Genomic DNA, 14366 nt, shown 5'->3' on the forward strand with positions numbered 1-14366 from the left:
GGAATCCTTCCGCTATCGACCTTGCCGAATGGGTGGCCAGGAAGCCGCCTAGGGGTGATCATGAGAGTCCAGAGCGCACTTCCCATGAGGAGGCACGGGTGGCCGAGACTCTGAAGAAGGGCAGCCGGGTGACCGGCGCCGCGCGCGAAAAGCTCGCGGCAGACCTGAAAAAGAAGTACGACTCCGGTGCGAGCATCCGGGCGCTGGCCGAAGAGACCGGCCGTTCCTACGGATTCGTCCACCGGATGCTCAGTGAGTCGGGCGTGGCCCTGCGTGGTCGCGGTGGAGCGACGCGGGGCAAGAAGGCCGCAACAACGGCCTGACGGCCCGTATGCGTCGTACCGGTAGATGTGAGCGGTGCCACCCGGTTGATCGGACCGTCGGCCGGGTGGTTACTGTGCAGTCACTTAGTCATGTGACCGCACCCACCGGAGGCTTCCGTGACCCTGCTGGACAAGGACGGCGTTCACCTCACCGTTGACGAAGCGATCGCCACGGTGACCCTGACCAACCCCGGCAAGCGCAACGCCCAGTCGCCCGCGACCTGGCGGGCGCTGGCCGAGGCCGGGCGGGCGCTGCCGGGCAGCGTGCGGGTCGTGGTGCTGCGCGCCGAGGGCAAGTCCTTCTCCGCGGGGCTCGACCGGCAGGCGTTCACGCCCGAGGGGTTCGACGGCGAGCCGTCGTTCTTTGAGCTGGCCCGCCGCTCCGACGCGGAGCTGGACGCGGCCATCGCCGGGTATCAGGAGGCGTTCACCTGGTGGCGGCGGCCCGACCTCGTCTCCGTCGCCGCCGTCCAGGGCCATGCCATCGGCGCGGGCTTTCAGCTGGCCCTCGCCTGTGATCTGCGCGTCTGCGCGGACGACGCGCAGTTCGCGATGCGCGAGACCAGCCTCGGGCTGGTCCCCGACCTCACCGGCACCCATCCTCTGGTCTCCCTCGTGGGCTACGCCCGGGCGCTGGAGATCTGTCTGACCGGGCGCTTCGTCCACGCCGAGGAGGCCGAGCGCACCGGCCTGGCCAATCTGGTCGTGCCCGCCGCGGAGCTGGACGCCGCGGTCCGGGACCTGGCCGCGGCGCTGCTCGCCGCGGACCGTGACGCCGTGATCGAGACCAAGGCGCTGCTGCGCGGGGCGGGGGAGCGGACGTACGAGGACCAGCGCGCCGCCGAGCGGGCCGCCCAGGCCCGTCGGCTGCGCGACCTGGCGGGCCTGGGCGAGTAAGCCCCGGCCGGGCGTCCGGGCCGGCTGAGCCCCTCAGGGCCGGGCCGCCAGGCCGAGCCGCTGCACCGGCACCGCCTCGAGCACCAGCACCGCGAGGTCGTCGTCGATCGGCTCGGGGCCGAAGTCATGGGCGGCGCGGCGGACCCGTTCCGCCACCGCCTTGGCGCCCAGCCCCGCGCACCCCCGCAGGATGTCGGCGAGGCCGTCGTCGTCGTCCAGCTGCCGGTTGCCGCTGCGCCGCTCGGTCACGCCGTCGGTCACGCACAGCAGTGTCTCGCCGAGTTCCAGGTCGAAGGTGTCGGCGTGGAACTCGGCGCTCTCGTCGATGCCCAGCAGCATCTGGGAACTGCCCGCGGCGACCACCGAGCCGTCGCCGGTCAGCCGCAGCGGCAGCGGATGACCGGCGCTGGCCAGTGTGCAGTGTGCGCTCCCGGTGGCCGGGTCCGGCTCCAGCTCCCCGTACAGCAGGCTCAGAAAGCGCGGCCTGGCCTGTTCGCCGCCGACCGCCACGGCCTCCGCGCCCTCCTCCACCAGCGCCTGGTTCAGCCGGCCGAGGACCGACTCGACGCCGTGGCCCTCGCGGGCCAGCAGCCGGACCAGATGGCGGGCCAGGCCGGTCACCGACATCGCCTCCGGGTCGCTGCCGCAGACGTCGCCGAGCAGGAAGCACCAGCGGCGGCCGCCCATCGGGAACAGATCGTAGAAGTCGCCGCCGACGGTCTGGCCCTCGCCGTGCGGCTCGTAGACGATCGCCGTCTCGACGCCCGGGATATGGGCGAGGGAGGTGGGCAGCTGCCGGCGCTGGAGCGCCCGGCTGATGGTCGCCTGCCGGGTGTACCGGCGGGCGGTGGCCACAGCCTGGGCCACCCGCCGGGACACGTCGCCCGACAGCCGGGCCACGCCCTCGGTCAGCTGTGGCACGCCCGCGCGGCCCAGCAGCAGCACGCCATGGCTGCGGCCCTGGGCCAGCAGCGGGAACGCCAGCGCGGCCCCGCCCGCGCCACGGCTGTCCGCGGGCTCGGGCCAGGGCCAGGGGGTGCCCGAGGGGTCGAGGCCGGTCGGCGGCGGATGGTTCTCCAGGGACAGCCGGAGCGAGTCGTTCCGGCGCTCGTCGCTGTGCCAGACGCGGCAGAGCCGCAGCCGCTCGCCCTCGGTGCTCAGCCACACCGCGCACCAGTCGGCGAGCCGGGGCACCAGGAGCTGACCGGCGAGGGCGGCGACCATGTTCTCGTCGAGCTGTCCGGCGAGCAGTTCGCTGGCCTCCGCGAGGAACGAGGGCCCGCCGCGGTCCACCCATCCGCCGGAGCTGTCGCGCTGCCGCGCGGGCGCGGCCGGGGCGAGGGCCTTGGCGAAGCGCACCTCGCCGCCCACCGTGTCGGCCGGGACGGCGGCGGGCCCCAGCTCCTCCTGCGCCGCGTCCAGCCGGAACCACACCGCCTTGCGGGTGCGGTGGTAGGTCACGCCCCAGGAGTCGGCGAGCGCGCCCATCAGCTGGAGGCCGCGGCCGCGGCGCCCGGTGTCCTGGCCGCCGTACACCGCGCTGGCCGGGTGCAGGTCCGTCACCTCGACGACGACGCCCGGGTGCCCGGCCTGGAGCCGGCAGATGACCTCGATCTCGGTGCCCGCGTGCAGCACGGCGTTGGTGACCAGCTCGCTCACCAGCAGCACCGCGTCCTCGGTCAGCCGGTCGCGGAGGGGGCGCGGCCCCAGGGCCGCCGCCGCTCCCGGCCCGGTGAGCGTGGTGCGCACGAAGGCGCGCGCCGCGGCCGGCGCCCCGACGGTTCCGGGCAGCGTGGTCCGCGAGACGGACTCCCGCGAAAGAGGAAGCAAGGCTCCCACCAGCTGCTCCTGGCAATTTGGGACAATTAGGTCATGTAGGTGCCATATTATGACAGGCACAGGTGTGCGAATCGATCTTTAAGAGACGATGTCATGGCAAATGACCCGACTCCCGTGGACATCCGACCCGAACCCCCCGGCTTCGCGCCGGGCGAGGAGCGGGTGAGCGCCGCAGGGCTGCGATCCCTGCTGGGCGCGATGCAGGCGTTGTGCGACGGGGACCTCTCCGTACGCGCCAACGGCTCGGAGGAAGGCACGCTCGGCGAGATGGCCGGAGCGTTCAATCAACTCGTGGCCCGGAACGCCCATCTGGCGTCGGAGCTCGAACGGGTCCGCCGCGAGGTGGTCCGGCAGGGCAGACTCGACGAGCGGATCACGGCCAGCCCCGGCCAAGGGGCCTGGACGACGAGCGTGGACGCGGCGAATCAGCTGCTCGACGCGCTCGTCGGCCCGGTCTCCAACGCCACCCAGGTGCTGGACGCGGTCGCCTCCGGCGATCTGACCAAGCGCGTGGACCTGCACGACGGCAACCGCCAGCTGCGCGGCGATCTGCGTCGGCTCGGGCGTGGCGTCAACCGCACGGTGGACCAGCTGTCGCTGTTCACCGGCGAGCTCACCCGCGTCGCCCGCGAGGTCGGCACCGAGGGCCGGCTCGGCGTCCGGGCCAAGGTCCAGGGGCTGTCCGGCGACTGGCGCGAGGTCACCGAGGCCGTCAACGCCATGGCGTCCCGGCTGACGGCCCAGGTGCGGGACATCGCCGCGGTGACCACGGCGGTCGCCCGCGGCGACCTCACCCGGCAGGTGACCGTCGAGGCCACCGGGGAGCTGCTGGAGCTGAAGCTGACCGTGAACACGATGGTCGATCAGCTGTCGGCGTTCGCGGACGAGGTGACCCGGGTGGCCCGTGAGGTGGGCACCGAGGGGGAGCTGGGCGGCCGGGCCCAGGTCCGGGGGGTCTCGGGGGTGTGGAAGGACCTGACGGACAACGTCAACTTCATGGCGTCCAACCTCACCTCCCAGGTGCGCAACATCGCCCAGGTGACCACGGCGGTGGCCAACGGCGACCTCTCGCAGAAGATCACCGTGGACGCCCGGGGCGAGATCCTTCGGCTGAAGCTGACCGTGAACACGATGGTCGATCAGCTGTCGGCGTTCGCGGACGAGGTCACGCGGGTGGCCCGTGAGGTGGGCACCGAGGGGGAGCTGGGCGGCCGGGCCCAGGTCCGCGGGGTCTCGGGAGTCTGGAGGGACCTCACCGAGAACGTCAACTTCATGGCGGACAACCTGACCTCCCAGGTCCGCAACATCGCCCAGGTCGCCACCGCCGTGGCCGAGGGAGACCTGGGCAAGACGATCACGGTGGAGGCCAAGGGCGAGATCCTGGAGCTGAAGTCGACGATCAACACGATGGTGGACCGGCTCTCCGCGTTCGCGGACGAGGTGACCCGGGTGGCCCGCGAGGTGGGCACCGAGGGCAACCTGGGCGGCCAGGCCCAGGTCCGCGGCGTCTCGGGGGTCTGGAAAGAGCTCACCGAGAACGTCAACTTCATGGCGCTGAACCTGACCTCGCAGGTCCGCAACATCGCCCAGGTGACCACGGCGGTCGCCAACGGCGACCTGTCGAAGAAGATCACGGTGGACGCCCGGGGCGAGATCCTGGAGCTGAAGGACACCGTGAACACCATGGTCGAGCAGTTGCGGGCGTTCGCCGACGAGGTCACCCGGGTCGCCCGCGAGGTGGGCACCGAGGGCCAGCTCGGCGGGCGGGCTCAGGTGCCGGGCGTCTCCGGCGTGTGGAAGGACCTCACCGACAACGTCAACTTCATGGCGTCCAACCTGACCTCGCAGGTCCGCAACATCGCCCAGGTCGCCACCGCCGTCGCCCAGGGCGATCTGTCCAAGAAGATCGACGTGGACGCGCGCGGGGAGATCCTGGAGCTGAAGACCACCATCAACACGATGGTCGACACCCTCTCCTCGTTCTCCTCCGAGGTCACCCGGGTCGCCCGCGAGGTCGGCAGCGAGGGCCGGCTGGGCGGCCAGGCCCGTGTCGAGGCGGTCTACGGCACCTGGAAGCGGCTGACCACCAACGTCAACGAGCTCGCCCTGAACCTGACCACCCAGGTGCGGGCCATCGCCGAGGTCGCCTCCGCCGTCGCCCAGGGCGACATGACCGGCTCCGTGTCGGTCGAGGCGCAGGGCGAGGTCGCCGAGCTCAAGCACAACGTCAACCTCATGGTGACCAACCTGCGCGAGACCACCCGCGCCAAGGACTGGCTGGAGTCCAACCTCGCCCGCATCGCCTCCCTGATGCAGGGCCACCGCGATCTGGTCGACGTCGCCGACCTGATCCTGCGCGAGCTCACCCCGCTGGTCAACGCCCAGTTCGGGGCCTTCTTCCTCACCGAGCCCGGGGCCAAGCCGGGCGAGGGCCTCCAGTTCATCGCCGGATACGGCGTCAACCCGGAGAAGGGACCGCTGCCGCAGAGCGGGTCGGCGGGCCGCGGGCTGATCGCCCAGGCGGCCATCGAGAAGAAGCGCATCCTGATCACCGATGTGCCGCCGAACTTCATCAGCATCGACTCCGGGCTCGGCTCCGCGCTCCCCGCCAGCGTCGTCATCCTGCCGATCCGGTACGAGGACCAGATGCTCGGAGTGATCGAGCTGGCCTCCTTCAGCCGCTTCAGCGAGGTCCATCTGGCCTTCATCGACCAGTTCGTCAACACCATCGGCGTCTCGATCAACACCATCATCGCCAACGCCCGCACCGAGTCCCTGCTGTCGGAGTCCCAGCGGCTCACCACCGAGCTGCGCCAGCGCTCCAACGAGCTCCAGCGCTCCAACGCGGAGCTGGAGGAGAAGGCCGCGCTGCTGGCCACCGCCTCGCAGTACAAGTCCGAGTTCCTGGCCAACATGTCGCACGAGCTGCGCACCCCGCTCAACTCGCTGCTCATCCTGGCCCGGCTGCTGGCCGACAACCCCGACGGACGGCTGTCGGCCCAGGAGGAGCAGTTCGCCGCCACCATCCACCGCTCCGGCTCCGACCTGCTCCAGCTGATCAACGACATCCTCGATCTGTCGAAGATCGAGGCGGGCCGGATGGACGTGCGCCCCAGGAAGCTGCCGCTGGTCAAGCTGCTGGACTACGTCAACGCCACCTTCCGTCCGCTGGCCACCGACCGGGGCCTGTCCTTCGAGATCACGGTCGGCGAGGACGTGCCGCGCGAGATGTTCTCCGACGAGCAGCGGGTCCAGCAGATCCTGCGCAACCTGCTCTCCAACGCCCTGAAGTTCACCTCCTCGGGAGGGGTGAAGCTGCGCGTCGAGCGGGCGCCCGCGGCGAGGTTCAGGGAGGAGACGCTGCGGACCGCGGACGCCGTCGTGGCCTTCTCCGTCACCGACACCGGCATCGGCATCCCGCCCGAGAAGCTGTCCGTGATCTTCGAGGCGTTCCAGCAGTCCGACGGCACCACCAGCCGCAAGTACGGCGGCACCGGACTCGGCCTGTCCATCAGCCGGGAGATCGCCGGCATGCTGGGCGGCCGGATCGTCGCCGAGAGCGAGGTCGACGTCGGCTCCCGGTTCACCCTCTACGTCCCGTCGCACTACGCCGGAATCGTCCCGGCGCCCGACCCGTCCGACCCCCGGGCCACCGGCTCCACCGTCCCGGCCGCGCTCCCCGCGCCGGACGAGCAGCTGCCGGACGTCGCCGACCACGCGCCCAGCGGGGTGTTCGGCGACGACAGCACCCTGACCGGCACCGCGCTCCCGACCGGCGGCGACGGCCGCGACGAGAGCTGGCCGGAGACCACCCGGCTCAGCGAGTGGCAGGCCGGCCGCCCCCGCCGCGTGCTGAACGGGCGGCGCATCCTCATCGTCGACGACGACATCCGCAACGTCTTCGCGCTGACCCATGTGCTGGGCCGGGTCGGCATGACCGTGAAATACGCGGAGAACGGCCGCGAGGGCCTGGAGGTCCTGCACAGCAGCCCCGATGTCTCCCTGGTCCTGATGGACGTGATGATGCCGGAGATGGACGGCTACGAGACGATCCGGGCCATCCGCGGCACCCCCCGGCTCGCCGATCTGCCGATCATCGCCCTCACCGCCAAGGCCATGCCGGGCGACCGGGAGAAGGCCATCGACAGCGGCGCCAACGACTACGTCCCCAAGCCCGTGGACGTCGACCGGCTGTTGTCGGCCGTCTGCGAGCTGCTGGATCCGCAGAACGGCCCGCCCGGCGGGACCACTGCCGCCGCGGCCCGTGCCGGGGCCGGGGGCGGGGGCGAGGGCGAGGGCAGCGGGCCACCGGAACGGGGGGAGAGATGAGCGGCGTCGCGTCCGAGAAGACGGCGATTCTGATCGTCGACGACATGGAAGAGAACCTGATCGCGCTGGAAGCCGTCCTCGGCCCGCTCGATCTGCGGCTGGTCCGCGCCCACTCCGGGGAGGAGGCGCTGAAGGCCATGCTGCGGCAGGACTTCGCCGCCGTCCTGCTCGACGTCCTGATGCCGGGCATGGACGGCTTCGAGACGGCCGCCAACATCAAGCGCCTCGACCAGACCAAAGACGTCCCGATCATCCTGCTGACCGGGGACGACGCGGACTCCGACTACGCCTACCGGGGATACGCGATCGGCGCCGCCGACTTCGTGACCAAGCCCTTCGACCCCTGGCTGCTGCGCACCAAGGTCAATGTGTTCCTGGACCTGCACCGCAAGAACCGCCGCCTCGCCGACCGCGTCGCCGAACTGGAGCGCACGGTCCGGAGCCTGCGCGGGGACCGGGGCGGTTAGGCGGCCCCGGCCCCGCCGCGTCGCTCAGAAGCCGTGCAGGGCGCCGCCGTCCACCGGGAGCATGATGCCGGTCAGATACGACGCCGCGGGCGAGAGGAGGAACGCCGCCGCCCGGCCGAACTCCTCCGGGGTGCCGTAGCGCCGCAGCGGGATCTGCTCGCTGTTGTGCGCCCGGGCCGCGTCCGCGTCGCCGGACAGCCCGTCCAGCTCGCGGACCCGGTCGGTGTCGATCCGCGCCGGCAGCAGGCCGACGACCCGGATGCCCTGCGGGCCGACCTCCGAGGCGAGGGACTTCGCGAAGCCCGCCAGGCCCGGCCGCAGCCCGTTGGAGACGGTCAGGCCGGGGATCGGCTCGTACACGGAGCCGGAGAGGACGAAGCCGATCACGCCCCCGGACGGCAGTTCGGCGGAGGCGGTGCGGGCCATGCGGACCGCGCCGAGGAAGACGGAGTCGAAGGCCGCCTGCCACTGGGCGTCGGTGATGTTCGCCGTCAGGCCAGCCGGGGGACCGCCGACGCTGATGAGGACGCCGTCGAAGCCGCCGAAGCGGTCGCGGGCCGTGGCGATCAGGCGCTCGGCCGTGGCCGGGTCGGCGTTGTCCGCGGCGACGCCGAGGGCGTTCGGGCCCAGCTCGGCGGCGATCTCCGCCGTCGCTTTCTCGTCGCGACCGGTGATCACGACCTTCGCACCGTCGGCGACCAGCTCACGGGCGGCCGCGAGGCCCAGCCCGCGGCTGGCTCCGGTGAGGATGTACACCCGGTCTTTGAGTCCAAGATCCATGGGGCCAGTCTGCCGTGGTGCCCCCGGCGACGTAAGGGCGGCCCGCGCCGGGCCGGCCGTGACCGGTCAGACCACGGCGGGCTCGGGCTCGGGCTCGGACCGGGACTCGGCGGCCCGCGCGGCCGCCCGGTCGCGCAGTTCGCGGCGGACCAGGATCACCCAGCCGATGGGCACGCCGGCCGAGAACAGCCACCACTGGATCGCATACGCCATATGCGGGCCGATGCCGCTGTGGTCCGGCTCCGGGACCCCCTCGGGCTGGCCGCTGCCCTTCGGGGAGGACTTGGTCAGCTCGACATAGCCGCCGAGGACGGGCTGGGACAGGGACTTCGCCAGCTGCCCGCTGTTGATCAGCATGACCTGGCGGTCGGGCAGCCCCTGCTTGTCCTTGATGCCGCTGTTCCCGGTCGTCTCGTCGCGCTTGAGGCGGCCGGTGACGGTGACCTCGCCGGAGGGGGCGGCGGGCACCTTGGGGAAGCGGGTGAGGTCGTTGCCCGCCGCGATCCAGCCGCGGTTGACCACGACGGCCCGGCCGTCGTCCATGACGAGCGGGGTGAGCACGTAGTAGCCGATGGACTGCTCGTCGGAGGCGGTCCGCTGGCGCACGACCACCTCGTGCCGGGAGTCGTACCGGCCCTTGGCGGTCACGGTGCGCCACATGTCGTCGTAGGCGACGGTGTGTCCGGGCCCGGTGAGCCGGTCCACGGGGACGGCCCGCGCGTCCAGGTTGTCGGCGATCAGCTGGTTCTGTGCGACCCGGTGCTCATGCCGGTGGAACTGCCAGAAGCCCAGTCGGATCATGACCGGGATCAGGACGAGCCCCACGAGAGTGAGGATCACCCACTGCCGGGACAACAGGAAGCGGTACACGTCCTCGACAGTACTCGCCGTGGATCGCCCCCCGGCCGCTGGGGGCACCGGAGGGCCGATCCCGGACGGATGTCCGATCGCTTCAGACGCGGTCGATGATCCCCACCCTCCCTTCCGCCCGGGAGCAGTGGGCACCGCAGTAGAAGTGGCCGTCCACCTCCACGCCCTGGCCGATGATCTGGCACCGGCAGTGCTCGCAGATCGGCGCCATGCGGTGGATGGCGCAGGAGAAGCAGTCGAAGACGTGCACCGCGCCCTGCGCGTGCACCTCGAATGTCATGTGGTAGTCGTTTCCGCAGACCTCGCAACGTGCCATGGGGCACAGGGTGCGGGCTGCGGGGCGCGGTGGGGGAGCGGCGGGCGGGCGTGTTGGGCCGACTTCACCTGTTTGGTGCGGGGGCCACATCCCGCAGCAGCTGGGTGAAGGCCGCCTCGTCGATGACCGGGGTGGAGAACGACCGGGCCTTGGTGAGCTTGGAGGTGAAGGACTCCGGGTCATTGGTGACCAGCAGGCTGGTGAGCCGGGAGACACTGGTGGCCACGTGCAGCCCGGCCTCGGTCGCCTGATCCTCCAGCAGCTCGCGGTCGATCGAGGTGTCGCCGGAGAACGCCACCCGCATGCCCTGGACGAGCTGCCCGCCCGGCTCGTAGCGCCCCGGGTTGGGGTACGGGCAGGCCGGGCGCTTGCGGCTGGGGCGCCAGCCCGTCTGGCGGTACGACCGCTGGTAGCCGATCGCCGCCCGGGGGGTGTCGGACCACTCGGCCAGCGGCTGGCAGGCCAGCAGGGGCAGCCGCAACCCGCCCGCGGCGGCCGCGTGCAGACTCGGCTGGAAGGTCTCGGCGAGCACCCGCGCGTCGTCCAGGGCGTGGTGGGCGCGCTGCTGGACCACTCCGTAGTGCGCGGCCAGGGACTCCAGCTTGTGGTTGGGCAGCGGCAGGCCCAGCTCCTTGGAGAGCGCGATGGTGCACAGCCGCTGCCGCACCGGCGCGGCGCTCCTGGCGCGCGCGTACTCCCGGGCGAGCATCGACCAGTCGAACACCGCGTTGTGCGCGACCAGCACCCGGCCGTCCAGGCGCCCGGCCAGCTCGCCCGCGATGTCCGCGAAGAGCGGGGCGCCGGCCAGCACATCGGCGGTCAGGCCGTGGATCCACACCGGGCCCGGGTCGCGCTGCGGGTTGACCAGGGTGTACCAGTGGTCCTGCACCGCGCCCCGCGCGTCCAGCTGGTAGACCGCGGCGGACACGATCCGGTCGTCTCGGGCGAGGCCGGTCGTCTCGACGTCGACGACCGCGTATCCCTCCGGATAGTCGGCCGGCCACGGGGAGGGCGGCGGTGCGAACCGTGGTGCGGCTGCCATGCGGTCATCGAGCATGGTCAATGAGGATACGGGCCGCCGCCGACACCCACGCGCGCCCGGGCCCGAAACGGAGCCGGCTACGGGGATGTGACGGCGCCTCGGGTTGTGGCCGAGGGGCCGCGGATCACGGGGTGGTGCGGCACGGTCACTTCAGGGCTCCCATCGTGACGCCGGTCCGCCAGTAGCGGCGCATCGCCACCATCATGATCGCCATGGGCACGATGGACAGCAGCGCGCCCGTCAGCACCAGGCTGGTCAGGTCGACGCCGGACTCCAGGCGGTTGCCGGTCCAGTTGTACAGGCCCAGGTTGAGGGTCCAGTTCCGCTCACCGCGCAGCACGGTCAGCGGGAGGAAGAAGGCGTTCCAAGTGTTGACGAAGGCGAGCAGGAACACGGTGGCGCCGCCCGTCGTCATCATCCGCAGCACGATGCTGAAGAAGATCCGCAGCTCGCCGGCGCCGTCGAGGCGGGCCGCTTCCAGGAGTTCGTAGGGGATCGTGGACTCGGTGTACACCTTGGCCAGGTACACGCTGAACGGGTTGATCAAGCAGGGGATCAGCATCGCCCAGGGCGTGTCGACCAGTCCGATCTCCGAGAACAGCAGGTACAGCGGCAGGGTGAGCAGGGCGAGCGGAATCAGGAACGAGCCCACTACGCACGCGAACACCACGTTGCGCCCCGGAAACTCGAAGCGGGCGAGGCCGTAGCCCGCGGCGAGGGCGACGAGGGTGCCCCCGAGGGATCCGACGCCCGCGTACAGGAACGAGTTGAACGTCCAGCGCAGGAAGATGCCGTCGTGGTAGGTGAACAGCTGGTGCAGGTTGTCCCACAGGTGCATGCCGGAGAACCACAGGCCGTTCGTCTGGTACAGCCCGACCCGGTCCTTGGTCGCGGCGACGATCAGCCACCACACCGGGAACATGCTGTACACGCTGGCCAGGATCAACCCGATCAGCAGGAAGCGCTGACCACCCCGCCCGCGGGAGGCGCCGTCCGGGCGGGTCAGCCGCCGGACGGTAGGGACGGGGGGCCGTTTGGTGTCGTTGTCCATCAGCATCATGAGTCGGCCTTCCTCGAGGTCAGCCGGTAGAAGAGGAAGGAGGCCACGCCGAGGATGAGGGCGAGCAGCACCGACAGGGCCGCGGCGTAGTGGTAGTTGCCGGAGTTGAACGCCTGGTTGTAGATGACCATGATCGGGGTGAAGCTGTCGCTGACCGTCTGCGGAGTGACGTTCCGGAACAGGGCGGGCTCGTTGAAGATCTGGAGCATCTGGATGATCGAGAGCAGACCGGTCAGGACGAGGGCGCCGCGCACATGGGGGATCTTGATGCTCCGGGCGATGCGGATCTCCGAGGCACCGTCCAGCCGGGCCGCCTCGAACAGCTCACGGGGCACACCCTGGAGCGCCGAGTAGATGATCACCATGTTGTAGCCGATGCCGTGCCAGGTCAGCAGGTTGCCTATGGACGGCCAGACCATCGAAGGCGCGAAGAAGTTCCAGTCGAACCCGAAGAACTCGCCGAGCGGCGTCAGCGGCCCCACGGCGGGGCTGTAGAGGTTGACCCATACGATCGCCGCGACCACCCCGGGGATCATGTAAGGGACCAGCAGGAGGATCCGGAACCGGCCGGCCGCCCGCGAGGTGAGCGCGTCCAGGAGCAGCGCCAGCACCAGGCTGATGAGCAGCATCACCGGGATCTGCACGCAGGCGAACAGCACGACCCGCAGGATGGAGTTCATGAACGCCGAGTCGGTCAGGCCATGCTGGTAGTTGTCCAGGCCGACGAACTCCTTGGTGGCGCCGCCGAGCCCGAGTCCCGACTGCTTCTCCAGGAACAGCGACTGGTAGACGGCGTACCCGATGGGGAGCAGGTACAGGAAGACGAAGCCGAGCTGGAAGGGCACCGTGAAGGCGGCGCCCTTCCAGCGCTGGGAACGGACCATCGGGTGCGCCTCAGCCCTTGACGTTGATGCCGCGGGACTTCAGGTCGTCGACCGTCCACTTCTGCATGTGCGCGAGCAGGTCGGTGACCTTCTGCTCCTTGTTCATGACCTTCGCCCAGCCGCTCTGCAGTTCGGTGAACATCGCGGTCCAGTTCGGCCCGAAGGTCCAGTCGGTGGTGACCGTGGCCAGACTGTCCGTGACGACCTTCTTGGCCGGTTCGTAGTTCTTGCCGAGCAGCTTGGAGGAGATCGCCTCGGCGATGTACGCGTTGCTGTCGGCCAGTGCGGGCATCACGCCGTTGCCGGTCTCCGGGCTCGCCATCGTCTTGACCGCGCCGGTGTTGGTGGACATCCACAGCGCGGCTTCGGCGGCCTGCTGCTGGTTCTTGCACTGCTTGGTCACCAGGGTCACGCCGCCGCTCTGGTTGGTGCCGGCCGGCGTTTTGGCCGCCTCGCCCTGGAACGTCGGCCACGGCGACAGCGCCCACTGGCCGTTGGACTTGGTGAAGTTCTGCACCATGCCCGCCATCTGCCAGGTGGAGATCTGCCGGGTCGCCGTGCCGCCCTTGTCGTAGTTGCGCTGCACGGCCGCGTAATCCGCGAAGGACAGCTTGGAATTCAGGTCGTTGTCGATGATCTCCTGGATCACCTTCGCCGCCTTGAGGGTGCCCTCGTCCTGGAAGTTCACCTTCCAGGAGTTGCCGTCGATGGCGTACCAGTGCGCTCCCGCCTGCATGGCGAGCACCTCCAGGGTGCTCGGGTCCTCACCGGCGTAGTTGGTGATCTTGATGCCGTGCTTCTTCAGCACCTTGCCCGCGGCGATGAAGTCGTCCCAGGTCGCGGGCGGCTTGAGACCGTACTTCTCGAAGATGTCGGTGCGGTAGATGGTGAAGGCGGGCGCCGAGCTGGTGGGGACGCCGTAGATCTTGCCCTGCACCTGCGCGCCGGCCCACGACCCGGCGTTGAACTTGTCCTTGCTCGGCTCCACGTACGTGGTGATGTCGGCGAGCGCGCCCTGGGAGACCCAGGTCGTCACATACTCGGCGGTGTTCTGCACCAGGCAGGGCGCGTTGCCGGCCTTGACCGCGTTGGTCAGCTGCTTCTGCATGGTCAGCTGGTCGGTGACCTTCGTGTACTCGAGCTTGACGTCCTTGTGGCTGGCGTTGAACGCCTTGACGACGGCTTCTTGGCCGTTGGCCCAGCCCCAGAAGGGGAGGGTCACCGGACCGGAAGACCCGGAGGACGCGTCGTCCCCGGATCCGCCGCAGGCGGAGAGCAGACCTGTCAGTGCGAGACCGGCGACGGCGGCGCGGGCGAACCTTCGCCTGGGGCTGGTGAAGTTCATCGGACCGTAATCCTTCGGAAAGTGGGCGTCTCAGAACGAGAGGACGGCGGCTCGGGGCGTTGGCCAGGAACGGCGTTCCGGAGACCGTCGGCTTGCGGGTGCGGGGACCCGCCAAGCAAAAGCTGTAGTAAGCGGTTCCAGGACGGTAGGCCGACGGCTCCGCAGATAGCAAGAGGCGTGCGGGAAATTGTTACGGCCGGCTGTCCGTGGGATC

General features: G+C 70.5%; 12 protein-coding genes. 4 read left to right on the forward strand and 8 right to left on the reverse strand.

Features of this window, described 5'->3' with window-relative positions:
- Positions 1-98: 98 nt before the first annotated feature.
- Complete coding sequence (locus ACH4S9_RS07750; protein WP_179285460.1) at positions 99-323, forward strand: helix-turn-helix domain-containing protein; 225 nt, start codon at positions 99-101, stop codon at positions 321-323.
- A gap of 117 nt (positions 324-440) precedes the next feature.
- Positions 441-1220, forward strand: coding sequence for an enoyl-CoA hydratase/isomerase family protein (locus ACH4S9_RS07755; RefSeq protein WP_361183738.1), 780 nt, complete (start codon positions 441-443; stop codon positions 1218-1220).
- 33 nt (positions 1221-1253) lie between these two features.
- Here the strand turns inward: ACH4S9_RS07755 and ACH4S9_RS07760 are convergent, their stop codons facing one another.
- Positions 1254-3059 (reverse strand): SpoIIE family protein phosphatase, encoded by a 1806-nt coding sequence (locus tag ACH4S9_RS07760; protein WP_398370406.1) that lies wholly within the window; start codon positions 3057-3059, stop codon positions 1254-1256.
- 93 nt (positions 3060-3152) lie between these two features.
- Here ACH4S9_RS07760 and ACH4S9_RS07765 point away from each other — a divergent pair, with 93 nt between their 5' ends.
- Entirely contained in the window at positions 3153-7388 is a 4236-nt protein-coding gene (locus ACH4S9_RS07765) for a HAMP domain-containing protein (protein WP_398370408.1), read from the forward strand.
- A complete protein-coding gene (locus ACH4S9_RS07770; protein ID WP_311725015.1) occupies positions 7385-7855 on the forward strand; it encodes a response regulator in 471 nt (156 codons plus the stop codon). The genes ACH4S9_RS07765 and ACH4S9_RS07770 overlap by 4 nt, the downstream gene beginning before the upstream one ends.
- A gap of 24 nt (positions 7856-7879) precedes the next feature.
- Here the strand turns inward: ACH4S9_RS07770 and ACH4S9_RS07775 are convergent, their stop codons facing one another.
- The 7 genes from ACH4S9_RS07775 to ACH4S9_RS07805 form a co-directional block, all read right to left on the reverse strand.
- The gene (locus ACH4S9_RS07775; protein ID WP_311725016.1) at positions 7880-8635 is read right to left on the reverse strand and encodes an SDR family oxidoreductase; all 756 of its coding nucleotides are present in this window, start codon (positions 8633-8635) and stop codon (positions 7880-7882) included.
- 66 nt (positions 8636-8701) lie between these two features.
- A complete protein-coding gene (locus tag ACH4S9_RS07780) occupies positions 8702-9505 on the reverse strand; it encodes an SURF1 family protein (protein ID WP_311725017.1) in 804 nt (267 codons plus the stop codon).
- 82 nt (positions 9506-9587) lie between these two features.
- On the reverse strand, positions 9588-9821 hold the full coding sequence (locus ACH4S9_RS07785; protein ID WP_076971072.1) for a hypothetical protein: 234 nt from the start codon (positions 9819-9821) through the stop codon (positions 9588-9590).
- A gap of 64 nt (positions 9822-9885) precedes the next feature.
- Complete coding sequence (locus ACH4S9_RS07790; RefSeq protein ID WP_398370412.1) at positions 9886-10878, reverse strand: DEDDh family exonuclease; 993 nt, start codon at positions 10876-10878, stop codon at positions 9886-9888.
- Positions 10879-11008: 130 nt separating this feature from the next.
- Positions 11009-11914 carry a carbohydrate ABC transporter permease gene (locus ACH4S9_RS07795; protein ID WP_398370553.1) on the reverse strand — a complete coding sequence of 302 codons (906 nt, stop codon included), beginning with the start codon at positions 11912-11914 and terminating at the stop codon, positions 11009-11011.
- Positions 11915-11919: 5 nt separating this feature from the next.
- Entirely contained in the window at positions 11920-12807 is an 888-nt protein-coding gene (locus tag ACH4S9_RS07800) for a sugar ABC transporter permease (RefSeq protein WP_311725020.1), read from the reverse strand.
- Between the two features lie 10 nt (positions 12808-12817).
- A complete protein-coding gene (locus ACH4S9_RS07805; RefSeq protein WP_398370414.1) occupies positions 12818-14152 on the reverse strand; it encodes an ABC transporter substrate-binding protein in 1335 nt (444 codons plus the stop codon).
- Between the last annotated feature and the right edge of the window lie 214 nt (positions 14153-14366).

The sequence above is a fragment of the Streptomyces sp. NPDC021225 genome (assembly GCF_044332865.1).
In the GTDB taxonomy this organism is placed as follows: domain Bacteria; phylum Actinomycetota; class Actinomycetes; order Streptomycetales; family Streptomycetaceae; genus Streptomyces.

Bases quoted from the DNA above. Each gene is read 5' to 3' on its own strand.
- ACH4S9_RS07765 (WP_398370408.1), top strand. From the start codon at position 3,153: ATGGCAAATGACCCGACTCCCGTGGACATCCGACCCGAACCCCCCGGC.
- ACH4S9_RS07770 (WP_311725015.1), top strand. From the start codon at position 7,385: ATGAGCGGCGTCGCGTCCGAGAAGACGGCGATTCTGATCGTCGACGAC.
- ACH4S9_RS07775 (WP_311725016.1), bottom strand. From the start codon at position 8,635: ATGGATCTTGGACTCAAAGACCGGGTGTACATCCTCACCGGAGCCAGC.
- ACH4S9_RS07785 (WP_076971072.1), bottom strand. From the start codon at position 9,821: ATGGCACGTTGCGAGGTCTGCGGAAACGACTACCACATGACATTCGAG.
- ACH4S9_RS07790 (WP_398370412.1), bottom strand. From the start codon at position 10,878: ATGCTCGATGACCGCATGGCAGCCGCACCACGGTTCGCACCGCCGCCC.
- ACH4S9_RS07795 (WP_398370553.1), bottom strand. From the start codon at position 11,914: ATGGACAACGACACCAAACGGCCCCCCGTCCCTACCGTCCGGCGGCTG.
- ACH4S9_RS07800 (WP_311725020.1), bottom strand. From the start codon at position 12,807: ATGGTCCGTTCCCAGCGCTGGAAGGGCGCCGCCTTCACGGTGCCCTTC.
- ACH4S9_RS07805 (WP_398370414.1), bottom strand. From the start codon at position 14,152: ATGAACTTCACCAGCCCCAGGCGAAGGTTCGCCCGCGCCGCCGTCGCC.